Raw genomic sequence first — 25872 nt, forward strand, 5'->3', positions numbered from 1 at the left:
GGAATAGAAAAAAATGCTTCAACACATATCCAGAAATCTCACAAAGCTCTCACTCCATCACCTGGAAATTCATCACTCATAATTCATCACTCATCACTCAAAAAAGTATTCCTTTTTCTTATATTTGTTCATTATAGATATTATGGACGCAACACAAGATAAAAGACTCTTTCTCATTGATGCCTATGCAATGATATTCAGAGGATATTACGCACTGATCAGGAATCCGAGATTAACCAGCACAGGCCTGGATACTTCAGCTATCTTTGGTTTTACGAACTCTTTGATCGAGCTGATCAGAAGAGAAAAGCCAACTCATTTGGCCGTTGTTTTTGATGTAGGACAGGCAAGTGTAAGAACTGACGATTATTCGGACTACAAAGCCAACAGAAGCGAGACTCCTGAAGCAATAAAAATTGCGGTTCCATATATTCACAGGATTCTGGAGGCGATGCATATTCCGATTTTGGGAGTGGAAGGGTATGAAGCGGATGATGTGATAGGAACCATCGCGTGTAAAGCGGAAAAAGAAGGCTATACCACTTTTATGGTGACTCCGGATAAAGATTTTGCCCAGCTGGTTACCGATAAAATTAAAATTTATAAGCCCGGCTTAAAAGGTGGCGATATTGAAATTTTGGGCGTTGAGGAAGTAAAAGCAAAATATGAAATTGAAGATCCGAAACAGGTCATTGATTTCCTTGCCATGATGGGGGATGCTGTGGATAATATTCCCGGCCTGGATGGAGTAGGTGAGAAAACAGCTATGAAATTCCTCAAGGAATTCGGGAGTATAGAAAACCTGCTGGCCAATACCGATAAGCTGAAGGGAAAACTGAAAGAAAAAGTAGAAGCTTCTGCAGAGCGCGGGATATTGTCTAAAAAATTAGCCACTATCATTTGTGATGCCCCTGTAGAATTCCATCAGGAACAGTATGATCTGGATACTCCGGATTTTGAAAAAGTAAAAGAAGTTTTTGATGAAATTGAATTCAGGAGACTTTATGAAAACCTGTACCGGGCCTTCGCTTCTGCACCTGTAGAGACCGTGGTGGTAAGTCAGGTGGAAATAAAGGAGACTCCGGCAGGTACAGAGGTGAAAGGCCAGGTAATGCAGCTTGATCTCTTCGCAAATTTTGAAGAACTGGAACAGGCGACTTCCACCAAATCCAATATCGAGCACAACGATCATCTTTATCAGTTTGTGGACAATCCGAAAGCACAGAAGGTGCTGGTCAATAATCTGTTAAAACAAAGAGCCGTTTGCTTTGATACCGAAACCACTTCATTAAACGAACTGGAAGCAGAACTTGTAGGAATGAGCTTTTCCTATAAAAAAGGCCTTGCCTATTATATTCCTTTATCCGAAGATAAGGGTGAAGTGTTGCAGACACTTGAAATCTTCAGACCGTTCTTTGAAAAAGAAGACCTTCTGAAAATAGCGCACAACCTGAAATTCGATTATAAAATATTACAACAGTATGATATTACGGTAAAAGGTGCCATGTTTGACACCATGATTGCCCATTATCTGCTGAATCCGGACGGAAGACACGGAATGGATTATCTTTCCGAAGTATACCTGAATTACAAACCCGTTTCCATTGAAACCATTATCGGGAAAAAAGGAAAAAAACAGGGCACGTTCAGAGATGCGGACCTGAGAACACAGACCGATTATGCGGCAGAAGATGCAGATGTAACTTTCCAGTTGTACGAGCTGTTTGCACCACAGCTGAAAAAGGAGAACCTTGAAGATCTTTTCTTTAAAATAGAAATGCCATTGATGGAAGTTCTTGCCAAAATGGAGCTTTCGGGAATTTCTTTAGATGAAAAATGGCTGGCACAGGAGAGTATAGATCTTGAAAATGATCTGAGACAGCTGGAAACCAAAATTTTTGAACTTTCCGGGGAAGAATTCAATATGAATTCGCCAAAACAGCTTGGGGAAATCCTGTTCGAGAAAATGCAGCTGGATCCTAAAGCCAAGAAAACAAAAACAGGACAGTATGCCACTTCTGAAGATGTTTTGCAGAAGCTTTCCTCAAAACATGAAATCATCAAGCATATCCTGGAATACAGAACCTATCAGAAATTAAAATCAACCTATGTAGATGCCCTGCCATCGCAGATTGATAAGCAGGACAAGAGGGTACATACCAATTTCTCCCAGACTACGGCTGCAACCGGCCGACTGGCGAGCGTAAATCCAAACCTTCAGAACATCCCGATCAGAACCGTCCGCGGACAGCAGATTCGGGGTGCCTTTGTGTCCGGAGAAGGAAAAAAAATCATCTCTGCCGACTACTCACAGATCGAACTTCGACTGATCGCCGAGATTTCGGGAGAAGGAAATATGATCCAGGCTTTCCAGGATGGCGAAGATATTCATGCTTCTACGGCGGCAAAACTCTTTAAAATTCCTCTGGAAGAAGTTTCCAAAACCCAGAGAAGCCAGGCTAAAACCGTGAATTTTGGAATTATATACGGACAGGGAGCTTTTGCGTTGGCAGAGCAGACCGGACTTTCCAGAACGGAAGCGAAGCAGATGATCGAAGCCTATTTTGAAACCTATCCGAAATTAAAGGAATATATGGCGGAACAGGTGAGTAAAGCCCGTCAGGTGGGGTATGTGGAAACTATTCTAGGAAGAAAACGTCATTTGAAGGATATTAATTCCAATAATTTTGTGGTAAGAGGCCATGCGGAAAGAAATGCCGTAAACGCCCCGGTTCAGGGAAGTGCGGCGGATGTCGTAAAACTGGCCATGATCAAAATTGACCAGGAACTTACAGCACAGCAGCTGCAGACCAGAATGCTTCTTCAGGTGCATGACGAACTTATATTTGAATCTCCGGCAGAAGAGATTGAAGCCGCATCAAAACTGATCAAAACCGAAATGGAAAGCGCTTTGGAAACAAAGGTTCCGTTGCTGGTAGAAGTAGGAGTGGGGAATAACTGGCTGGAAGCGCATTAAATAAATAGTACAAAATATGGTAAGGTGGGTTTTTAGCTCACCTTATTTTTTTATTTCGTCATTGGGGAAATTGTATAAATAAAATCCTGTAAAATAAAAAAGAAGACTAACACTTTAGCCTTCCCAAACTTTCTGCTTTATGCAGCAAATTTTTTGTAATCATTTTTCACCTCATCGATTTTACCTTCGCTTGTTTTTTTAAGGCCCGTATTCCAGAAGAATGGTTATTTCATTCAAACGAATACGCGGTAAAGATATTAAGTATAAATTTCCCACAAAATACTACTTTTGGGGTAGTTTTGTAGTGAAATAAAAAAAATTACCCATCGACGTCATCATATATATTCCGTACAATATCATCAGGAGAAGCTGTTTCAAATACATATTTTTCCTTTTTAATGAAGATGGTTTTGGATTTTGAAGGCATTTCTTCGTCCAGGGTATTGATCACATCATGGGTCACTTTTCCCTTCAAAGGCTGATAAAACAGGGCAGAATGGGATCCTGCTCCCATATTGTATGTCTCAAGATAAATTAAAATAAGTTCACCATCCATATACCTGAACCTGCTGAACTGATTTCCATAAGGTCCGGCATCATACAGATCAATATGCAGTTCTCCTTCTTTAATGGAAATATCTTCCGGGTCATGCATCTTATATCCAGCTTCGTTGTACTCATCGGGTAAAACGGTGTCTGAAGTTTTGTACAGACGATAAATCTGATCTTTATTTTTCAAAAGAATCAGCATTTTTCTTGCCGCAAGGGTATCATCTTTTTTCCGGATAATTAGTGCAGCGTCAGTCAGGCCATCCAGATTAAGATCTCCTTTTGCATCATATTGAATCTCATAACCGTGCGGAACGAGGTCAGATGGTTTTTTTTCGCTGTCAGATGCCTGTTGCTGTTCAGAAAAATGATTCAGTGAGTCACTTTTTACATTTTTTGCAGGAAGGGTATTGTTTTTATTGCCTGTCTCCGGTTTTTTCTCTTTTTTACAGGAGTAGAGCACCAGAAGGCATAAAGTAAGCAGCAGGAGATTTCTTTTCAAGGTTTTGTTTTTTGGTGTGGTGAATTTGCTTAATAATGCAGGATAATAAGCAAAATTACTATTTAGAAACTATATTCTTCATTGAAGTAAATTAGTTTTGTGTCATTTTACGGCCCTCTTCAGTAATTATTTTGTTTCACCAAGATAATAAAATTATATTTTTCGTATTAACCTGATCAAAGCAAGATCATCTGTTGGTTTTAGACCATAATGATGTTCCAGTTTTTTTAGCTTTTTATTCAGCATTTCTTCTGTTTCGTCCTGTGAGGAATCGGTTATCAAATATTTAACTGGATCAATTTTTTCGTCATGATCCGTTATTTTGATTGGAGAAAAAGTCAGAATACCATCGGTAGCGATAGAAACATCCTTCAGTTTATCAAAGAATACTTTCTGATTCTGGCGGGCATACCAGGTGTCATAATTTTCATGAAGATGATAAGCCATATAATCAGGTTTATTATCTCTGTCGAATTCTGTTATTTTTCCATTAACATTAATTACGCCATCACCAACTGACAGAATAATACCCTTATCATTCTTAATATTATATAGAAGAATGGTTACTGTTGTTAAAAGTTCTTTTTCATCAAGCATAAGCCTGTTTTTGGTTGATACCAGCTCATTGAATAGATTTTCAACAATTTCTTTCAGTTCTTCTTCCAAATCTTTTGGACAGGACTTTTCATAAAGCTCCTGATAACCTTTTTCAATTGCAGTTTTTCGCAGGATTTTCCCTGTAAGGGTTGAGGCAAAATGACTATCCATGGCTGTTGAGCAACCGTCCATCACAGCACATATGATCTTATCGGATCCAATTTTTTTTATGATTAAATCATCTTCACAGTGATGGGTATGATAATCTCCCATTTGAAGAGTAGAATAAATATTCATTGACCGTAAAAATAGTTTTATTTTTTAAGTCCTAAAATCATTGCTGATTTATGTTATTTATTTTCCGGATATTTTCTTCACTTCCTCAATTTCCTTTTCCATTCTTTCCTCCCATCCTTTTCCATTCCTTTTTTCCAGATAGACATCAGTGAGCTCGTTGTATTTTTCCTGAGCTTTAAGGTCTATACGATCAACAGTACAACCCGTATTCTTTGAAGTAGTTCCATACTTTCTGTAAATGCTGTCAATGAGTCTTGCTGTTTTTTCATCATAGGCAGGTAGGACGAAACCTCCGTATCTGTGAACAATCAGATCATTTTTAATATCCTTTTCAGCTTCCCTGATATAATCATTTTCCAGCTTCGTCAGTTCTTTTTTGTTTTTGATATATCCATCTGCAGCTATATACACGAAAAATGCCACAGCCAGTAAATTAACAATGGGAAATACACTTAAAAATTTACTTTTAAAGTTCAGTTTTTTAAAGTCCAGACTGCTGATCAGGAAGGAAGCCAGTGCAGTCACCGCAAAAACTGCCGGAAGGTATTGGATCTGAGACTCCCTGATCAGATACCATAGGTCAAACTGCATAGGATAATTGAGAAAATAAGATTCCCCGATATACACTATGGTTACAAGCAATATGATCAAGACATTGAAAGCAATAAGTTTTTTGTACATAGCAGAAATCTTAGCTTACTTAAAAATAAGATTTTCTTCTGATAATTTACGATTTTCGCTTACTTTTATTGATGAATGGTTAAGGTTGGAGCGGGTGGATCTATTGATGATCTGTTTTTGTATAGCTGATCTCTTCATCAGCAGGTTTGGATAGCCTGCAATTTTCCGGAGTCAGGTCAATAAGATCGAAAAAGAAATGGAAAGTATAATTCCTGCCATTGAGCAGTTTGGTATATTGTATGGTTTCTTTAATGGGGATAGTATACATATACTTTTCTCCCGGCCTTAGCTTTACAGTTTTTCTGATACAGTCGGTAAAACAATCTACATCAGCTATATACCTTATTTTATTTTCACCGCTGTTGGTATTTTCCCGGATGTTTTCAAGCTGCAGCCTGTATGGAGAATAATGTTTATTGATTTTCACTTTTTTAGTCCCTGCATTGATAACGGAAATTTCCACAATTCCTTTGGTTTGAAGGCTGGCAGTACTTGATTCAAGTTTTAATATACATTTATCCTGTCCGTAAACAAGTGATGCGTAAGATATCATCAAAATAAAAAACAACTGTCTCATGATCGTTTATTAAGTCTAAGGTACTTAAAAATAGGAATAATCTGAAGTCTTTCAAAACAAAGAAGGACCACAAAACTCATGATAAGTTGTAATGATCCTTTATGTATTAAACCATTTGCAAAGCTAGATATTATATTCTATCTCGCCGATATAGTATAAAGCATATTCCTCATCGTTCACAGAAACCGGCTTGGGAATCACATGCCTGCTGGTGAAAATAATGGCATTCACCGGAGTTTCCAGACCCAGCTCATTGATCTTTCGTTCAACAGCCGGAAGCCATTGGTCTGCATAGGAATAATCTGTAAATTTTTCATAGATGCCTAAACTTTCCTCTTCAAAACCATACTCTGCAAAATCGTAATCAAACCACTGTATGTGTTGTGATTCTGCGAATTTTGAAACATACAGGTCTTCATTTTCTTCTTCCGTATAATACCTTTCATCCTCTTCCACAAAATCATAAAAATCTTCCTCATTTTTAAAATATCCCAGCCAAAAGTGTGAAATCTCTTTCTCCATAAATTATTTTTTTAAGTATAATGTTTCTTATTGTAATCTTTTTAATTGCCCACTTTCATGAATCACTTTTTCAAGTCTTGAAAGTCTTGTTTTTTCCTGTTTGGCACTCATCAGCCAGTGAATGATCGTCCTTTTGTAAGAAGGAGCCTGTTTTTCAAAAAATTCCCAGGCGTTTTTATAAGTTTTAAACTGTTGTTCATATAAAGGATCAAGAATAATATGCTCTGCTTCATGAGAATAGATTCCTGTTTTATCCTCTTTTCTTGCTTCAAATGCTTTTTGCCCTGCAGGGGTCATCAGCCCGGCTTTGATAAGTTCTTCAACTTTTTTAATGTTGATCAGGCTCCAATTACTGTTCGGCTTTCTTGGGGTAAAACGGTTGGAAAAGCTTTCGGCATCCAAAGACCTCCGGACACCATCTATCCATCCGAAGCACAGGGCCTGATCCACAGATTCGGACCAGTTCATCGAAGGTTTCCCGGTGCTTTTTTTATAGAAGCCCACCAGAATTTCTTTTTCCCGGGTATGGTTTTCTTCCAACCACTTTCTGAATTCTTCCTTGGTGGCAAAAAATATTGGGGTCATGGTGAATCTGTTTGCTGATACTAAAATGTAATATTACAAAACTTTTCTTGTAAATCGGAATTTTAAGCCACAACAAAAGCAACAGCAGCATAAAAATAGGGCGATACATTTTTTTATTGTAATTTTATTAATGTAAAACCCTGCACCATGGAATTTCTTCAGGATCATTATGCGGTTCAGAATGAGCTGCTGCTCATACTTATCTCTGTCCTTCTCGGGCTGCTGATCGGTGCTGAGCGCGAATACCGGAACAAATCAGCGGGATTGCGAACCTTTATCCTGGTGTGTTTCGGATCCTGCCTCTTTACAATTCTTTCCATTAAAATAGGAGTAGAAAACCCGGACCGTCTGGCAGCCAATATCATCACCGGAATAGGTTTCCTGGGGGCAGGGGTAATTTTTAAAGGGGATAATAAGATAGACGGAATCACTACAGCAACTACCATCTGGGCGACTGCTTCAATAGGGATGGCGGTAGGCTCCGGATATGTTTATCTTTCCCTTCTGGGAACGGCACTGGTACTCCTGATTCTGAGTGCACTCATCTATCTTCAGGGGTTTATAGACGGCAGCCATAAAATCATAGAATATAAAATAGTCGTAAGCACATCAGAGGATATCAAACACTGTGAAAAAATATTTAAGGATCATCACCTGAAATCCTTTATGCTGAAACTGCAATATACACAGGAAAGCATCTCTGTAACCTGGAGACTGACAGGAAAGCATTCCAGGCATGATGAGGTGGTGAAAAGCCTTATTGACGATCCGAAAATTAAAGCGTATCAGTTTTAGAAAGTTCAAAAAAATAAAGGCCTGAGCCTTTATTTTTTCTTGAAAATATATAAATCCTTATTAGGTCCGGTAATTTCCTTACCGTCCATATCCAGCTGGAAAAGCTTATTTTCGCCTACTTTATATTTGTAGCTGGCTGTTTTTCCTTTTAACGTAATTATGCTTCCGGCAGCATCCCATTCAAATGTTCCTTTATCTTCACTTTTAGAATTCCGGTCGATATACTCCTCCGTAATAGTGAATGTTTTGTTATTGTTAAGCGTAAGGGAAGTCTTAATTCCCGGACAGTCAGCACAAGGGACTACCGCTTCGTACGTTCCGGGCCAGTCCAGAGAATTTTCCGAAGTATCACCGGCCGCAGTTGGAGTTGCTTTCGTAATACTGTCAGAAGGTGTGGCTTGCACTGTCGCAGAGTCTGTTGTGCCGGCAGTAGTTTCAGTGGTTTTTTCTTTTTGATTACACGAGGTTAGGAATACTGCAGAAGCAATTCCCAAAATGAACAATTTGCTATTCATCATGATACAATAATTTAGATATATTAATAATTTAAGTGCTTTATCGGGAACAAAAACTGAGCCATTGGAGGGGAGGGGGGAGTCAGAGGGTTTTTAGTGTGATAGAGTTTGAGAGTTTGAGAGTTTGTTGGGTTATGAGTTATGAGTTATGAGTTATGAGTGCGAGATTGGAGATTGACAGTTTAAATGTGGGAGTGTTTAGAGCTCCCGGAATATCTGATCACCGACAAATACCCGGTGGCTGAAGCCCTCGAAGCCACCATCAATAAAACAACCCGGTCTACAGTCTGACATCTGACATCTGATATCTGATATCTTGTTTCTTTACTCTTGGTTCTTAGCTCCTCACTCTCATCCCCAACATTCATTCCTCCCAAACAAACCCAACTTTCCCACGCATTTCATAAGGCATATGTATAATATTCTTTGTAAATTGGGGCAAAATTTTGATTATGACAAAAAAGATACTTTTATCCGTATTTCTTTTGCCGGCCGCAATGGCATTTGCACAACAGTATGGCGGAATGTGGATTCCCACTGAGCTGAATGAAAAAGAAATGAAGGACTTGGGAATGAAAATCTCTGCCAAAGATATTTTCAATACCCAGAAACCGAGCATAAAAGATGCAGTAGTACAGTTTAACGGCGGATGTACTGCCGAAATTATTTCGCCTAAAGGACTATTACTGACCAACCACCACTGCGGGTATGGGCAGATCCAGGCACATTCCACGGTTCAGAATGACCTTCTTTCCAATGGATTTTGGGCAAAAAATCCCGAAGGAGAACTTCCTAATCCGGGGGTAAAAGTAGATTTTATTGTAGATATCAAAGAAGTTTCGGATCAGATCCTGGAAGGAACGGATAACCTCCTTGAACCTGAATATACGAAGAAGATCAATAAAAATATTGAGGTTTACAAAAACTCTCAGAAAATAGAATCTTACCAGTCGATCATTGTAAAACCAATGTACTACGGTAACAAATATTATGCATACACTACCGAAACCTATAAAGATATCCGTTTGGTAGGGGCACCGCCTCAGAGCATCGGCAAATTCGGAAGTGATACGGACAACTGGGTTTGGCCGAGACATACCGGAGATTTCTCTATGTTCAGAATTTATGCTGGGAAAGACAACAAGCCTGCGGAATATTCAAAAGACAATGTCCCTTACATTCCGAAACACTATCTTCCGGTTTCTATAAAGGATAAAGCTGAAAACGATTTTACTTTTGTATTCGGATTCCCTGGAAGAACTACAGAATATCTTCCTGCCGTAGCGGTGGAGAAGATTGTAACGGACATCGATCCTGCAAGAATCGCCGTTCGTGAGGTGGCTCTGAAAACATTGGATGAGAAAATGCGTGTTGACAGTGAAACCCGTATCAAATATGCTTCCAAGTATGCTTCAGTTGCCAACTACTGGAAAAAATGGATCGGGGAAGTTGAAGGTCTGAAAAAATCCAATGCAGTAGAGAAAAAAGTAATGTATGAAGGTTCTCTGGTCGCTAAAAACAGTGAGATCAAATCAACTCTGGACCAGCTGAATAAACTATATAATGACCAGGCTCCTTACGCCCTGAACAATGCTTACTATACAGAAGTCATCAGAAATGCGGAAACGCTTAAACTGGCCGGTGATTACTACGATTATGTAACCGCTGTGGAGGCCGGAAGAATGGAAGAGAAGGATCTAGCCAAATTAAAATCAAAGATTACAGCATTCTACAAAGATTACAGTGCAGAGCTTGATGCTAAAGTAACGGCAAAATTACTCGCATTATACGCAAACAAAACTGCCTCTCAGTTCCTGCCTGCCGGATTCAGCAAATATAAAGACGAAAACCAGAACATCCCGATGGTAGAAGAAATGTCTAAAAATTCTATCGTGACGGGAAGAGCCCAGGTAAACGGAGCGGCTTTAACAACAGATATTGATAAGGCGTTTTCTAATCAGGACAAGCTGGTTAAAACGTTGAAAAAAGATCCTGTTTATCAGCTGTATGTTTCTATGAGAGAGACTTATATGAAAATTGCAGATCCTCAGTTCACCGCTCTTCAGGGGAAAATTGATGTATTGCAGAAAAAATTCATGGCGCAGCAGATGGCAACGGATAAAGACAGAAAGTTCTTCCCGGATGCTAATTCCACGCTTCGTGTAACGTACGGAAAAGTCAAGGGGTCTACGCCTAGAGACGCTGTTTCTTACGGCTATCAGACGCATTTAGCCGGGGTTATGGAAAAATATGTGCCGGGAGACTATGAATTCGATGTTCCTAAAAAACTGATCGATCTTTACAACAAAAAAGACTACGGTATGTATAAAGACAAAACAGGTGATGTTCCGGTAGGATTCACTGCTACCAACCACACAACGGGAGGAAACTCAGGAAGTCCGGCTCTTGATGCCAACGGAAACCTGGTAGGTCTTAATTTCGACAGACAGTGGGAAGGAACGATGAGTGATATCAATTATGATCCGCGTTTCAGCCGTAACATTATGGTGGATACCAAATACATCCTGTTCATCATCGATAAATTTGCCGATTCAAAATGGCTGATCGACGAGATGAAGGTGATCAAATAATACATAAAAGTAATACCTTTAAGAATCTATTTAAATCCAATTTGAATAGATTCTTTTTATTTAGCAGGATGAAAGAAAAAATCATCAGTTTACTGGCCGCATTCGAATGGGAAGATATTGCAAGATCTTTTCCGATGGATTATTGTTTGCCTGTCTATCATTGTGTTTCTGATGAAAATTTGCCACATATCCGGAACATTATTCAATATAAAAATACAAAGCAGTTTGAAGAAGATCTGGACTATCTTTCAAAGCATTTCCGGTGGGTAACCTGGTCAGAATTTAAAGATTTTGTCAATGGAAATTTTAAGTCTGAAAAAAAGATTGCACTCCTCACTTTTGATGATGGATTCCGGGAATTTTATGATATCGTGCTTCCCGTTCTGGAACGGAAGGGAATATACGCCTGCAACTTTATCAATCCCGCGTTTATCGACAATCATGAGCTGATGTTCAGATGTAAGGCAAGTCTGATTATTGATGCCGCAGAAAAAGCAAAAACGGCAGATCCTGAAATCTACAGGATGCTTTCACCCGAAAATCCATCAAAGGAAGCCTTCAGACAAGAGATTCTTAAGATCAGTTATCATCAGAGAGCAATCCTTGATCAGCTTACGGAAAGACTTGGAATCGACTGTAAAGCTTATCTGAAAGAATACAAGCCTTATCTGACCACCGATCAGCTGAAAACGCTGACTAAAAAGGGCTACGGTATTTCCTCTCACAGCTGGGATCACCCCAAGTACGGGGAACTTTCACTGGAAGAGCAACTGGAAAGTACGGACAAAACATTTAATTATTTAAAGGAAAATGATTTTCTTTACGAAAGTTTTGCATTTCCGTTCACTGATTTTGGGGTGAAAAAAAACTTTTTCGATGAATTATTTAAGAATGAGGAAATATTCTGCAGCTTTGGAAGTGCAGGAGCCAAATTGGACAGCATAGAAAGAAATTTTCATAGGATCCCAATGGAAATGGGCGAAAGCGGCGAACAGATCATCAGAAAAGAGGCTGCTTACTTTAGACTCAAAAAACTGATCAACAAAAACAAAATAACACGAAGATGACAGAGCTGAAGACCTATAATAAAAAAGAACTCGAAGAATTTATCTCATCAGGGGAGTTCAACAGCTTTGATTTTCTTCCCATAACAGAACAAAGGGCCAAATCTCAGATCATGAACCCCAAAGTTTCAGATGACCAGACCCTTTTAATTCTCGCTTTTTATGAAGGAAAGCTTGCAGGTTACCTGGGATGTTTTCCCGATTATTTTGTAATTGACGGAGCAATATTTCGCTATGGCTGGCTCAGTACATTATTTGTCCCCGAAGAATTCCGTGGAAAAAGAATTGCTAAAAATCTCCTGGATAAAATGTTTGAAGAGTATGATGGCAACGTCATCGCAGCGGAATTCACCAGGGAAGCAGAAGCACTGTTTAAGAGGCTGGGTGTTTTCGACTATGTGTATCCAAAAGCGGGAAAAAGATACTACTTCAGATCGGACGCAGCTTTCATTATTCCTGAAAAAAAACCGGGGACAAAAGCCCTTAAACCTCTTTTTCAGATTACAGATGCGGTGGCCAATGCCGTGCTGACGGTAAAAAACATGGCGGTAAAAAAGCCGAAATTCAGATTTGAGATTCTTGACCTTATTGATGCAGAAAGTACTGAATGGATGTCAAAATTCCCAAGCAGACGGAATGCTGATGAATTAAATATCTACATTAAAAATCCATGGGTTCTGGAAAGCTCAGAACAGGAAAACCGGTATCTTTTTTCGAGCTACGCGAGGGTTTTTAAATATTTCTGGATAAAAATATACGATGATAATGGCAGCTTGATAACCTGCTCACTGTTCCTGCTCAGAGACGGAAACCTTAAAATTCCTTACCTGTTTTCAGATTCCGGTCTGGACCGTTTTATAGATTTTTTAAGCCATTTTATCATCGAAAATAAAATTAAAACGCTGACCAGCTACCAGAAAGAGCTCAATCGACAGCTGGAACATTCCCGCATATTTCCCGGCATCTACAAACGGCATTTTGAAAGAAGATACATGTTCCACAACCAGCTGATTCAGCATCTTCCCGAAGGATTTGATCTGGAATATCAGGATGGGGACGGGGATTGTATGATGACGTAGGAGTTGGAGGGTTTTAGGGTGATGAGCTTTAAAGTTATGAGTTATGAGTTATGAGTTATGAGTTATGAGTTTCGGGTCTTGAGTTTTAAATTGTGAACCCGGGGGCATCCTATTGAAAGAACGACAAATACCCGGTGGCTGAGGTTCTTGAAGCCACCTGTACTGCAGCCAAAACTCTAAAAAAACCGCTCCATATTATGAAGCGGTCTTTATTTTTAATGGCCGAAGATTTCTTTCAGTGTTAGTTCTTTAAAAGTTCCCATCTGATTCACAGCATCCATGTTCAGATTCTCTTTCTTACCGATAATGGCTGTATTGAAATGGATCGGCTTGATTTCAGTCTCGTAAAAATCTTTCAGGTCTTCAAAGGTCAGGTTTTGAATCTGTCCGTAAATATCCTTTCTGAAATCATGAGAAATTCCGAGTTTTTTCAGTCGTAAAGTGTTGAAGAATATATTATTCCTCGTAATTCTTGTAGAAGCGATCTGTTTCAGGGCCGCATTTTTAGCGCTTTCAAACTGGATAGGCACTTCGGGAAGTTCATTCATCAGTTCGCTCATAGTACTCACTGCAGTTTGCAGCTTGTCCGGCTGGGTTCCGATGTAAGTGGTAATATAATCGGGATGCCCCAGTTCAGAATTGGCTGCATAGGAAACATAGGCGGAATACGCTAAACTCTTGCTTTCGCGGATTTCCTGGAACACAATCGAAGACAATCCTCTTCCGAAATATTCGTTGAAAACATTAATTTTTCCAAAGTTTAAGGTGTCCACAGCGTGTCCTTTTCCTACTTTACTCATTTCCACCTGGACCATATCATAATCTGTAAAATAGACATGGCCGTTGGTTTCGGGCTCAGGATAATATTTGGGCTCAGGAATCTGAAGGCTTTCATTTTCTATATAATTGCCAATATACTGTTTGAAATTTTCAGGATCTTTTCCGTAGAAAAATACTTCATAAGGATATTTGAAAAGGTTTTTCATCCGGTCCGTAAATACCTCTGCACTGCTGTTTTCAAGTTCTTCTTTCGAAATAATATCCGTGTAGCGGGAGAAACTGCCCAGCTTTGTATAGTTGGTCAGGGCGGTCATGATACGGTTTTTGTCCTTTTTGGTCGCCTCGCGGTTTTCTACAACCGTTTCCACAAACTGCCTGTAAATAGTATCGTCAGGCTGTACACCGTACATCCACTTTTGCAAAAGGGCAACCCCCTTTTCCATATTTTCTTCAAGACCGCTCAGGGAAATCAGAAGCTGGTCGTTTGTCGTTTTAAAATCATTTGTAACCCCGATTTTAAAGAATTCCTTTTTTAAATCTTCCGGAGAAAAATCTTCCGTTCCAAGGTACTGAAGCAGCTGGGTGGAAATCCCGAGATCCCTGTCATGATCACTTCCAAAAGGGAAAATAAAATGAACCTGCGCAATGTCATTGTATTTATTACGAACAAAACTCAGCTTCTTATCTTTAACGGTGTCTGTGGTGATTTCTTTTTTATAATCAATGAATTCTGGCTGTATATCTTCCGTTTTTTCTGCTATAATTTCTTTTAAAAATTCAGACTGGGCGTCACGGTTGATTTTGATGGGAGTAATACCTGGATTGTCAACCCTTACCAGTTGGTCATTCACCCCTTTTTCTTTATAAATAACAGCATAATTGTCTTTGAAAAAAGATCGGGCAAAATCTATAATATCATCTTTAGTGAAACGCTGGTATTCATCAAGCTCATTAAGCTCTTCCTCCCATGATCTTCCTTTAATATAGGTGTCATAAAGATTGGTAGCCAGTCCATCTGCTGTTTCTAGGCTTTTCAGACGCTGGATCTTAAAATCCTTGATAATGGCAGGAAGCATCCAGTCCGGAAAATCTCCTTTTTTGATCAGTTCTATCTGTTCAAGGACCATTTTTTCAGCCTCTTCCAGGGTTTGGGTTTCCTTTGGAACCGCTACGACAGAAAAATAGCCGTATTGTTTTAAGCCTACTGAAAAAGCCTGTGCCCAAAGCATTCTCTGGGTCTGGTTGATATTAAGGTCAAGAAGCCCGGCTTCACCTCTGTTACTGAGAATATTGGCAGTGATATCCGCCAGCATAGCCTCCTTTGTTCCATAGCTGTCCGTTCTCCATGCCAACTGAACCCTTGGAGTGGTCGGGCTTTTTACTGTTCTTTTTACGATTTCCGTCAAAGGCTGCTCCACAACAGGTGTCTTTTTCGGAAGCTCTTTATACGGGATGGTTCCGAAATACCGGTCAACCAGCTGTATCGTTTCCTCAAAATCCAGATCACCTACCAGAACCATCGCATAATTATTCGGAACGTAATATTCGTCAAAATACTTATGGATAGCCTTCATAGATGGGTTTTTCAGATGTTCCGGTTTCCCGATGGTAGTCTGCTGGCCGTTCGGGTGCGTAGGAAAAAGGGCATCCATCAGCTCATAGGTTACAAGCCTTGAATCATTATCCTGAGCTCTATTAAACTCCTCATAAACAGATTCTAGCTCGGTGTGGAAAAGACGAAGAACCATTTCCGAAAACCTTTCTTTTTCTATTTTAAGCCATTTTTCAAGCTCATTATTCGGGATATTATTTTTATAGACGGTTTCATCAAACCAGGTATGGGCGTTGGTTCCGTTGGCTCCAAGTGAAGAAATCGCCTTATCATATTCATTGGCGATAGCATATTGGCTGGCTTCCTGAGAGAGTTCATCTATTTTTTTATAGATTTCCTTCTTTTTTTCAGGATCCTGCTCGGTTTTATGGTCCTCATACAGTGCTGAAATTTGGTCGAGGAGTTCTTTTTCCTTTGCCCAGTTCTGGGTCCCGATTCTGGAAGTTCCTTTAAACATCATATGCTCCAGGTAGTGTGCGAGTCCCGTATTATCTGCAGGATCGTTGTTGCTTCCGGTCCTCACAGGGATGTAGGTCTGGATTCTTGGGGCATCAGAATTCTGTGCAAGAAAAACCTTTAAGCCGTTTTTCAGGGTGTAAATTCTTACCTTATTTTCATCATTTGTTACGGTTATATATTCGTAGTTGTTTTTATCGGTGTGAAGCGTCTCTTTATGCTTTTGGTCAATCATATAATCTGTTTTCATTCTGTTAGATCCGAATGCATTACAAATGTAAGGAATAGAATGCGAACACTGCATTTTTTTGAATTATTGAATCTATGATTGTATTCGGAAAATATGATCTTTCCTTAAACACTAAGCTGTAACCATTCAATTTTTTAATTAAATTCACAAATCATGAAAAAACTGTATTTCAGGTTAATGGGTATAACCTGCTTTTTATTTTTATTTGCATCTTGTATTTCGCAGAAAGGCAGGCTGCAAAGCGGTTTTGTGTATGCCCAGGAAAAAATTCCCGGTCTTGCTTTGGACCTCCGCTATTTTGGGGCGCATAATTTCACTGGCAGACCTGTCAAAGGATATGAGCGTCCTGTTCTGATCCTGAGCCGGAAAGCTGTCTATGCATTGAAAAAAGTACAGAAAGATTTGAGAAAGAAAGGCCTTGCATTGAAAGTATTTGATGCCTACAGGCCACAAAGAGCGGTCAGCTCATTTGAAGTCTGGGCCAGGAACGCCAATGATACTATTGCTAAAGCAGAATTTTATCCGGATGTAGATAAGCATGACCTGTTCAGATTAGGTTACCTGGCGGCTAAATCCGGCCATACCAGAGGGAGCACGGTAGATCTTACCCTGATTGATATACAGACCGGAGAGGAGCTCGACATGGGAAGCCCGTTTGATCTTTTCGGAGAAATATCTCATCAGGATACAGGTAAAATCAATGAATTACAGAAGAAAAACAGACAGATCCTGAGACAGGCCATGCTGGATCATCATTTTAAAGATTATCATGAAGAATGGTGGCATTTTACCCTCATTGATGAACCTTTTCCGGATACGTATTTTGATTTTCCGGTGAATTAAAGGCGAATAAGCGAAATCGCAAAATGGCAAAAAGGCAAAGGAGGCTGAGAAGGCGAAGGAAGCAAAAGGGCAAATTTGCAAATCAGCTTATTTGCTATTAGCTTATTTAGCACATGTATTTTTTTCCTGGCAGTTATTCCCCGTAGCTATTTCGCCCCTTTGCCTTTTTGCTCTTTCACCTTTTCGCCCTTTTGCTTCCTTCGCCTTCTCAGCTTTCTTCGCCAATTCACGTAATTCCCAAAAAAGTCATAAGTTTGTATCAGGTTTTCCAAAAACAACCACTATGTCCGGAAACATTCTGATCATTGATGATGAGATCAAACTCCTGAAATTACTGGGGATGATCCTTTCCCAAGAGAATTTTAACGTTAAAGAAGCTTCTACCGCACGCTCTGCAATGACGATGCTGGAGCAGTATGAATTTGATGTTGTACTCAGCGATGTCCGGCTTCCCGATGCCTATGGAGTAGAGCTGGTAAGATCAATGAAGACCAAATATCCGCATCTTGAAATTATCCTGATGACGGCTTTCGGGAATATTACCGATGCAGTTCAGTCCATGAAAAACGGAGCTTATGATTATCTGGTAAAAGGAGATGATAATGAGAAAATTATTCCGCTGGTGTATAAAGCTTTGGAAAAAGTAAAAGACAACAAATCCAAAATCGTTCAGAAAGCCGGCATATCAAAAGGATTTGAACAGATTATAGGTACTTCTCCATTAATCCTTCAGTCTAAAAAACTGGCTGAAAAAGTGGCCTTAACAGATGCCGCCGTACTGCTGACCGGGGAAACAGGAACCGGAAAAGAAGTTTTTGCCAATGCCATCCATGAAGGAAGTGAAAGAAAGAAAAATAATTTTGTAGCCATCAACTGTTCAGCTTTCAGTAAGGAAATTCTGGAGAGCGAGCTGTTCGGGCATAAGCAGGGAGCGTTCACAGGTGCTGTAAAAGACAAAAAAGGTTTAATAGAAGAAGCTAACGGAGGAACATTATTTCTGGATGAAATAGGAGAAATGCCGGTAGAATTGCAGGCAAAACTGCTCCGCGTGCTGGAAACGGGGGAATTTATAAAAATGGGTGAAACAAAAGTGTCCAGATCCGATTTCAGATTAATTGCGGCCACCAACCGTGATCTTGAGGACGAGATAAAACAGGGACATTTCCGTGAAGATCTTTATTTCCGTCTGAATGTTTTTGAAATTCACCTTCCGCCACTCCGTGAAAGAAAAGAAGACCTGAAATTACTGGCCAAAAACTTCATCGATATGTTTTCCCGCAAACTTCATCTGCCGACTTTGCAGGTAGATCCTGATTATTATAAAATGCTGGAAAAAAACGATTGGAAAGGAAATATCCGGGAACTTAGAAATGCCGTTGAAAGAAGTCTCATTTTAATGGATGATCATATTCTGAACGCCGCGAGTCTCCCGCATTATTCCGGAAAACAGGTTCCTGAAAATGATTCCTTAAGCATACGGTCCCTGGAGAAAATACACATCCAGAAAGTTCTTCAATACACCAAAGGCAACAAAGCCGAAGCGGCAAGGCTGCTGGAAATCGGGATTGCTACGCTGTACCGGAAGCTGGAAGAATATGGATTGAGGTAGATGATTTCGGATTTTAGAGTCTTAGAGTTGGAGGGTTTAAGAGTGCGAGCGTTTGGGTGTTTTAGAGTCTGAGTGTTTCAGGTTCCGGAGTGTCTGAGTACAGGGTAAAAAAGTGTAAATCCTGAAAATTTTGAATGAACGACCAATACCTGGCGGCTGAGGTCCTCGAAGCCACCAGCAACACATACCATAAAATTAAATAATCTCTCCTCATATTCCCCCTTACCTCAAATGAATAATTTTGCTAATCCCTAATCCCTAATCCCTAATCCCTAAAACTGATTCCTATCATTTCAATAAAAGAGCTTATCATTTTGATAGGCTTTTGCATTTTTATATCATGTGTATTTATTGTGTAAGTGTTTGATTTTTATCTTGTTAAATATTTTGTTTTAAAAACGGACCTTATTTTGGCCTGTAGGTATCAAATAAAATATTTTAAAAATGACAACTTCAAGAAAAACGTTCAAAAAACGTGAGCATGCCGACTTAAGCCGGCTGATGGTATCGTATGTAATTCTCACCCTTTTAATCCTTATAATTTCCATATGATGCTGATAGGTTTGATCCTGCTTTTTGCAGTGATGTTCTGGCTTCTTTACAAATCCGTTGAATTTTTTGATACAATATAAAAATATGTGGAGTTTATTTTTCCTTTCAATCCTGGCTTTTGTGTACATCTGCTATGTTTTGATAAAACCTGAAAAATTTTAACCGGTCATGAATACAGAAATTTTAGGCGTAATTGCCATGTTTGTTATCACATTGGTGATCGGAGTATTTCTAGGAAAATACATTGCGAATGTGTACGGGTACAAAAAGACTTTTTTGGATCCTGTTTTTGAACCTTTAGAAAAATTAATTTATAAAATATCGGGGATTAATCCGGCCCGGCAGATGAACTGGAAGCAGAATATGTATGCCATGCTGACGATTAATCTGGTCTGGTTTATTATAGGATTCCTAATCCTGATGAACCAATCCTGGCTCCCTCTCAATCCGGATAGAAACCCGAATATGTCACCGGATCTTGCATTTAATACAGCCATTTCTTTTTTAGTGAATTGTAACCTTCAGCATTATTCCGGAGAAACGGGGGTTAGTTATCTGAGCCAGCTGTATCTGATGTTTCTGCAGTTTGTAACCGCAGCGACCGGAATGGCGGCAATGGCCGTCCTTTTCAAAGCTTTTAAAGAAAAAACGACCACCGAATTAGGAAATTTCTATGATTTCTTTACTAAATCCGTAGTAAGAATATTGGTTCCGATCAGTATCCTTGTCGCTTTAATCCTTTCAGCTAACGGAAGTCCGATGACTTTCGAAGGAAAAGATCATGTCACCACACTGGAAGGCCAGAAAGTGGAAGTTTCCAGAGGGCCCGTTGCTGCTTTTGTAGCGATCAAGCACCTGGGAACCAATGGAGGCGGTTTCTTTGGAGCCAATTCCGCACATCCGCTTGAAAATCCGAATTATATAACGAATATGACCGAAATGGTAGCCCAGATGATCATTCCGTTTGCCATGGTTTTTGCATTGGGATTCTATCTCAAAAAAAGAAAACTGTCATGGGTAATTTTTACCGTAATGACCGTCGGTTTTCTGGCTCTTACCATCCCGAATATTGTCAATGAAACCGGTGGAAATACTCTGATTACCCAAATGGGTGCAGACAGCAGCCTTGGAGCGATGGAAGGCAAGGAGATCCGTTTCGGAAGTGCTTCTTCAGGATACTGGAGTATAGCCACCACGGTAATTTCCACAGGATCAATCAATTCCATGCACGACAGTACCATGCCGCTTTCCGGAATGAATGAGCTGCTGGCGATGATGATCAACTGCTTTTACGGCGGTTGCGGTGTGGGAATTCTTAACTATTTCATCTTTATTATCCTTGCTGTGTTTATCAGTGGTTTGATGGTGGGAAGAACACCGGAATTCATGGGTAAAAAGATTGAAGCCAAAGAAATGAAAATCGCGATGATCGTAGCCCTGTTCCATCCGTTTCTGATTCTTGTAGGAACCGCTTTAACTGCGTATCTGCCGGAATTCGGGGCAAAAACATTGAATAATCCCGGTTTCCATGGATTCAGTGAGATGCTGTACGAGTTTACTTCTTCTTCAGCGAACAACGGTTCCGGATTTGAAGGGCTGGGCGACAATACACCCTGGTGGAATATTTCAACGGGAATTGTACTGTTGTTATCAAGATTTATCCCGATCATCGGACCAGTTGCAATCGCCGGATTATTAGCCCAGAAAAAATTCATCCCGGAAAGTTCAGGAACGCTCAAAACGGATACTGCTACTTTCGGATTTATGACGCTGGCCGTGATTCTTCTTATTGCAGCGCTGTCTTTCTTCCCTGCACTGACATTGGGACCAATAGCGGAACAGATTCAGTATTTCTCAAAATAATTTTTTAAAAATTAAAATCAATAGTAAACCATTAGGAAGATAGAAATATCAGGGAACTAGTCTAAAAACTCATCGAAACATTCACCTGAATATATTATCCATTTCAAACCTTGTTTTTTTAATCTGTCTTAATGGTTGCCATTGGTTTATAATGATATAACTCTTTCAAAAAAATGAAAAATCAATCCCAGACATTGTTTCAAAAAGATTTGGTGAATGAAGCGATCAAACAGTCCTTCGTTAAACTGAATCCGAAAATCATGTTTAAAAATCCTGTGATGTTCCTGGTAGAAGTTGGGACTGTGGTAATGCTGATCGTAAGCTTATTCAGCCTTACAGGAGACCGTTCACAGGGAAGCTTTGCTTATAATTTTACCGTATTTATTATTTTATTTTTCACGGTTCTTTTCGCCAATTTTGCGGAAGCTATTGCTGAAGCCAGAGGAAAAGCGCAGGCGGATACCCTTAGAAAAACGCGTGAAGAAACACCTGCCAAAGTAGTGGTAGAAAACAAACCCGGCTTTCAGGTGGAAACTGTTCTGAAAAGATCAGCCGAAATGAAACTCGGAGATATATTCCTTTGCGAAACCGGAGATCAGATCCCGATGGACGGAGAAATTATCGAAGGACTGGCAACCATTGACGAATCAGCGATTACCGGGGAAAGTGCACCCGTGATCCGTGAATCAGGAGGTGATAAAAGCTCGGTAACGGGAGGAACAAAAGTTCTTTCCGACCGGATCAAAGTAAGGGTGACCACCAAACCTGGAGAATCTTTTTTAGATAAAATGATTGCACTGGTAGAAGGCGCATCGAGACAGAAAACACCCAACGAAATCGCACTCACTATACTTCTGGCAGGATTTACCCTGACCTTTATTATCGTAACACTCACTTTAAAACCTTTTGCAGATTACGCGCAGACACCCATTACCATTGCGGCATTTATTTCACTTTTCGTTTGTTTGATTCCCACAACTATTGGAGGTCTGCTTTCTGCAATCGGAATTGCGGGGATGGATCGAGCTCTCAGAGCTAATGTTATAACCAAAAGCGGTAAAGCGGTAGAAACAGCAGGAGACATCGATGTTTTGCTGCTTGATAAAACTGGAACTATAACGATCGGAAACCGTAAGGCGACGGAGTTCCATCCGGCAGATGGAATCAGGCTGCTGGATTTTATCAAGGCTTCGGCATTAAGCTCAGTGGCTGATGAAACACCGGAAGGAAAATCCATCATTGAACTGAGCCAGCTGAAACCGGAAGATCTTCTTGTTCCCAATCCTGTGTATATTGATTTTACGGCGGAAACCAGAACTTCGGGAATTGATTTCGAAGAGACAAGAATCCGTAAAGGAGCTTATGATACCATAAAAAAACTGACTGAAAAAGCCGGGAATACCTTCCCGAAAGAAACCCAGGATGCGGTAACCAAGATTTCTGAAAATGGAGGAACCCCTCTGGTGGTGATTGTTAATGAAAAAGTATGGGGCGTTATTGAGCTTCAGGACATCATTAAAACCGGAATCCAGGAACGTTTCCAGAGACTGAGAAAAATGGGGGTGAAAACGGTGATGGTAACCGGAGATAATCCTCTGACGGCAAAATTCATCGCCGAAAAAGCGGGTGTGGATGATTTTATTGCCGAAGCCAAGCCTGAAGACAAAATGAATTACATCAAAAAAGAACAGCAGGAAGGAAAGCTGGTCGCGATGATGGGAGATGGAACGAACGATGCTCCGGCACTGGCCCAGGCCGATGTAGGCGTAGCGATGAACAGCGGAACACAGGCTGCAAAAGAAGCCGGAAATATGGTGGATCTTGATAATGACCCTACCAAACTTATTGAGATCGTGGAGATTGGAAAACAGTTGCTGATGACCCGCGGAACCCTGACGACTTTCAGTATTGCGAATGATGTGGCTAAATATTTTGCCATTATCCCGGCACTCTTCATTACATTTATTCCTTCACTTCAGAAATTGAATATTATGAACCTTCACAGCCCGGAAACCGCCATTTTATCAGCCGTTATTTTCAATGCTGTAATTATTCCTTTCCTTATTCCATTAGCGTTAAAAGGAGTTGCGTATAAGCCGATCGGGGCCAGTGCATTATTGAGGAGAAACCTTTTGATCTATGGTTTGGGCGGCGTGATCGTTCCATTCATCGGAATCAAAATCATTGACTTGCTGATCAGTTTATTCTATTAAAATTTTAAAAAAATGAAAAATCATATTGTTGCAGCATTCAGACTGACTCTGGTAATGCTGGCTGTCACCGGAATTTATCTGGTAATCGTGTATGGCGGTTCCAAAATACTGCCTACAAAAGGAGATGCAGAAATCATTACACAGAACGGGCAGAAATTCTACGCCAATATCGGGCAGGAGTTTAAATCTGACCAGTATTTTCACGGTCGTCCGTCATCGGTTAATTATAATGCTGCAGGAAGCGGCGGAAGCAATAAAGGTCCCAGCAATCAGGAATACCTGGAAACCGTGCAGAAAAGAATGGACACTTTAAAAATGCAACATCCCGGAATGGAGCATGCAAAAGTTCCCGTAGAACTGGTGACCGCCAGTGGAAGCGGTCTGGACCCTGATATTTCCGAAGAAGGAGCTTTGTACCAGGTGAAGAAAATTGCACAGGTGAGAAATCTTCCCGAAGAAACCCTTAGGAATTTAGTTAAAAACCAGACCGAGAAACCGTTTTTAGGTCTTTTAGGACCGTCAAAAGTAAATGTACTGAAGCTTAATATGGCTTTGGATCAATTAAAATAATCTAGAAATTACCGTGAAAAAATATATCATTTTAGGAATTATGCTGGGAATCTTTTTCCCGAAGGCACAATCATCAGATTCATTAAAAACAGAACATAAAGTGACATTTTCAGCGTATGCAGAGCTGTTTTATACTTATGATTTTAATGAGCCGGCCAATCATCTTCGCCAGAACTTTTTATACTCCTACAACAGGCATAATGAAATGAATCTCAATTTAGGGTTGGTTAAAGCCAATTATCAGAGTGAAAACCTTCGTGCCAATGTTGCTTTAATGGCCGGAACCTATGCACAGGACAATATGGCTGCCGAGCAGGAGGCTTTACGCTACGTTAATGAAGCGAATATCGGGATCAGAATCTCAAAAACCAAAAATCTGTGGATTGATGCCGGGATTATGCCATCCCATATCGGCTGGGAAAGCGCCATCGGAAAAGATAATATGAATCTTACCAGAAGCCTTGCTGCTGACAATTCACCTTATTTTGAGACCGGAGCAAAGATTTTCTATGCTTCCGACAACGGAAAATGGTTTCTGAGCGGTCTGGTTCTTAACGGCTGGCAGCGTATCGCCAAACCGGAGGGCAACCAAAGTATTTCATTCGGACATCAGGTGACCTACAAACCGAATGATAAGATTACTTTGAACAGCAGCTCATTCATCGGAAATGATAAAGCCAAAGAGGAAAAAAGAATGCGATATTTCCACGATTTGTACGGAAGTTTTCAGCTCACAGACCGGTTTTCTGCCTTGCTTGGCTTTGACATCGGAGCGGAACAAAAAGAGAAAGGAAGCAGCAGTTACAACATCTGGTATACCCCAAATATTCTGATGAAATACCAGTTGGACAATAAATGGGCCCTGGCAGGACGTTTTGAATATTATAACGATAAAAACGGAGTGATCATCAGCACGAAAACCCCCAATGGTTTCCAGACCTTCGGGTATTCTTTAAATGTAGATTATGCGATCCTGAAAAATGTGGTTTTTCGTACAGAAGCCAGGGGATTTACGTCTAAAGATGCCATTTTTGTGAACAATGATGAGATGAAACAAGGCAACTTCTTTGTAACGACGGGTCTCTCTGCCTGGTTTTAAAAAGTAAAAATTGAAATTGTAATTTAACCATAAAAGTCATAAAAGCTTTTACACATTAAAAAAATATTCTCCTTAAGAATCTGTGAAAATCTGTGTCATCTGTGGGAAATAAAAATAACCACAAAGATGCAAAAGTTTTAAACACTTAAGTAATTTGAAGTTTAATATTAAAATGCATAGGAGTTCACATAAGTTTTAGAAAAAATCAAAGATTTTTATCCAGGAAAATATCCATAAGCATCTGTGAAAATCTGCGTCATCTGTGGGAAATAAAAATAACCACAAAAGATGCAAAAGTTTTTAACACTTTAGTTATTTGAGGTTTCATAATAGAATGCATAGAAGTTCACATAAGCTTTAGAAAAAATCAAAGATTTTTATCCAGAAAAATATCCATAAGCATCTGTGAAAATCTGTGTCATCTGTGGGAAATAAAAAACAACCATAAAAGTCACAAAAGTTTTAAACACTTAAGTAATTTGAAGTTTCATAATAGAATGCATAGAAGTTCACATAAGCTTTAGAAAAAATCAAAGATTTTTATGCAGAAAAATATACGCAATCGTTTGTGAAAATATTTGTAATCTGTTATAAATACGATAATAACCACAAAAGTCACAAAAGTTTTAAACACTTAAGTAATTGGAGTTTCATAATAGAATGCATAGAAGTTCACATAAGTTCCAGCAAAAGT

Annotated in this window: 19 protein-coding genes; 11 read left to right on the forward strand and 8 right to left on the reverse strand. The window is 39.8% G+C overall.

Annotated elements, in window-relative coordinates; translation table 11 throughout:
* The first annotated feature begins 142 nt into the window (after positions 1 to 142).
* Complete coding sequence (gene polA / locus B7E04_RS08680) at positions 143 to 2977, forward strand: DNA polymerase I (RefSeq protein ID WP_080778289.1); 2835 nt, start codon at positions 143 to 145, stop codon at positions 2975 to 2977.
* Positions 2978 to 3296: 319 nt separating this feature from the next.
* Here the strand turns inward: polA and B7E04_RS08685 are convergent, their stop codons facing one another.
* The 6 genes from B7E04_RS08685 to B7E04_RS08710 all read right to left on the reverse strand — a co-directional run bounded on the left by B7E04_RS08685 (position 3297) and on the right by B7E04_RS08710 (position 7287).
* A complete protein-coding gene (locus tag B7E04_RS08685; RefSeq protein ID WP_080778290.1) occupies positions 3297 to 4028 on the reverse strand; it encodes a hypothetical protein in 732 nt (243 codons plus the stop codon).
* Between the two features lie 153 nt (positions 4029 to 4181).
* A complete protein-coding gene (locus B7E04_RS08690; protein WP_080778291.1) occupies positions 4182 to 4922 on the reverse strand; it encodes a protein phosphatase 2C domain-containing protein in 741 nt (246 codons plus the stop codon).
* Positions 4923 to 4979: 57 nt separating this feature from the next.
* Complete coding sequence (locus B7E04_RS08695; RefSeq protein ID WP_080778292.1) at positions 4980 to 5603, reverse strand: FEKKY domain-containing protein; 624 nt, start codon at positions 5601 to 5603, stop codon at positions 4980 to 4982.
* 100 nt (positions 5604 to 5703) lie between these two features.
* Positions 5704 to 6180, reverse strand: a complete 477-nt coding sequence (locus B7E04_RS08700; RefSeq protein ID WP_080778293.1) for a hypothetical protein — start codon at positions 6178 to 6180, stop codon at positions 5704 to 5706.
* A gap of 123 nt (positions 6181 to 6303) precedes the next feature.
* Positions 6304 to 6702, reverse strand: a complete 399-nt coding sequence (locus B7E04_RS08705; protein WP_080778294.1) for an immunity 22 family protein — start codon at positions 6700 to 6702, stop codon at positions 6304 to 6306.
* Between the two features lie 27 nt (positions 6703 to 6729).
* Positions 6730 to 7287: a YdeI/OmpD-associated family protein gene (locus B7E04_RS08710; protein WP_080778295.1), complete on the reverse strand. Its 558-nt coding sequence runs from the start codon at positions 7285 to 7287 to the stop codon at positions 6730 to 6732.
* 147 nt (positions 7288 to 7434) lie between these two features.
* Between B7E04_RS08710 and B7E04_RS08715 the strand changes: the two genes are divergently transcribed.
* On the forward strand, positions 7435 to 8082 hold the full coding sequence (locus B7E04_RS08715) for an MgtC/SapB family protein (RefSeq protein WP_080778296.1): 648 nt from the start codon (positions 7435 to 7437) through the stop codon (positions 8080 to 8082).
* Between the two features lie 29 nt (positions 8083 to 8111).
* Here the strand turns inward: B7E04_RS08715 and B7E04_RS08720 are convergent, their stop codons facing one another.
* A complete protein-coding gene (locus tag B7E04_RS08720) occupies positions 8112 to 8600 on the reverse strand; it encodes a copper resistance protein NlpE (RefSeq protein ID WP_228439870.1) in 489 nt (162 codons plus the stop codon).
* Between the two features lie 449 nt (positions 8601 to 9049).
* On the opposite strand from B7E04_RS08720, the gene B7E04_RS08725 reads away from it, so the two are divergent.
* The 3 genes from B7E04_RS08725 (at position 9050) to B7E04_RS08735 (ending at position 13331) form a co-directional block, all read left to right on the forward strand.
* Positions 9050 to 11188, forward strand: coding sequence for a S46 family peptidase (locus B7E04_RS08725; protein ID WP_080778297.1), 2139 nt, complete (start codon positions 9050 to 9052; stop codon positions 11186 to 11188).
* 68 nt (positions 11189 to 11256) lie between these two features.
* On the forward strand, positions 11257 to 12255 hold the full coding sequence (locus B7E04_RS08730; protein ID WP_080778298.1) for a polysaccharide deacetylase family protein: 999 nt from the start codon (positions 11257 to 11259) through the stop codon (positions 12253 to 12255).
* The gene (locus B7E04_RS08735; RefSeq protein ID WP_080778299.1) at positions 12252 to 13331 is read left to right on the forward strand and encodes a GNAT family N-acetyltransferase; all 1080 of its coding nucleotides are present in this window, start codon (positions 12252 to 12254) and stop codon (positions 13329 to 13331) included. Before B7E04_RS08730 ends, B7E04_RS08735 begins: the two co-directional genes overlap by 4 nt.
* A 215-nt stretch (positions 13332 to 13546) precedes the next feature.
* Here B7E04_RS08735 and B7E04_RS08740 read toward each other — a convergent pair whose 3' ends face one another.
* Complete coding sequence (locus B7E04_RS08740) at positions 13547 to 16414, reverse strand: M16 family metallopeptidase (protein WP_080780628.1); 2868 nt, start codon at positions 16412 to 16414, stop codon at positions 13547 to 13549.
* Positions 16415 to 16582: 168 nt separating this feature from the next.
* Here B7E04_RS08740 and B7E04_RS08745 point away from each other — a divergent pair, with 168 nt between their 5' ends.
* The 6 genes from B7E04_RS08745 to B7E04_RS08775 all read left to right on the forward strand — a co-directional run bounded on the left by B7E04_RS08745 (position 16583) and on the right by B7E04_RS08775 (position 25178).
* Positions 16583 to 17272, forward strand: coding sequence for a M15 family metallopeptidase (locus B7E04_RS08745; RefSeq protein WP_080778300.1), 690 nt, complete (start codon positions 16583 to 16585; stop codon positions 17270 to 17272).
* Between the two features lie 283 nt (positions 17273 to 17555).
* A complete protein-coding gene (locus tag B7E04_RS08750) occupies positions 17556 to 18881 on the forward strand; it encodes a sigma-54-dependent transcriptional regulator (protein ID WP_080778301.1) in 1326 nt (441 codons plus the stop codon).
* 720 nt (positions 18882 to 19601) lie between these two features.
* Positions 19602 to 21296: a potassium-transporting ATPase subunit KdpA gene (kdpA, locus tag B7E04_RS08760; protein WP_080778303.1), complete on the forward strand. Its 1695-nt coding sequence runs from the start codon at positions 19602 to 19604 to the stop codon at positions 21294 to 21296.
* Positions 21297 to 21469: 173 nt separating this feature from the next.
* The gene (gene kdpB / locus B7E04_RS08765; protein WP_080778304.1) at positions 21470 to 23509 is read left to right on the forward strand and encodes a potassium-transporting ATPase subunit KdpB; all 2040 of its coding nucleotides are present in this window, start codon (positions 21470 to 21472) and stop codon (positions 23507 to 23509) included.
* 12 nt (positions 23510 to 23521) lie between these two features.
* Complete coding sequence (gene kdpC / locus B7E04_RS08770) at positions 23522 to 24079, forward strand: K(+)-transporting ATPase subunit C (RefSeq protein WP_080778305.1); 558 nt, start codon at positions 23522 to 23524, stop codon at positions 24077 to 24079.
* Positions 24080 to 24092: 13 nt separating this feature from the next.
* Positions 24093 to 25178: a porin gene (locus B7E04_RS08775; RefSeq protein ID WP_228439872.1), complete on the forward strand. Its 1086-nt coding sequence runs from the start codon at positions 24093 to 24095 to the stop codon at positions 25176 to 25178.
* Positions 25179 to 25872 lie beyond the last annotated feature (694 nt).

Origin of the sequence: Chryseobacterium phocaeense (assembly GCF_900169075.1) — a bacterium.
Taxonomy (GTDB): domain Bacteria; phylum Bacteroidota; class Bacteroidia; order Flavobacteriales; family Weeksellaceae; genus Chryseobacterium; species Chryseobacterium phocaeense.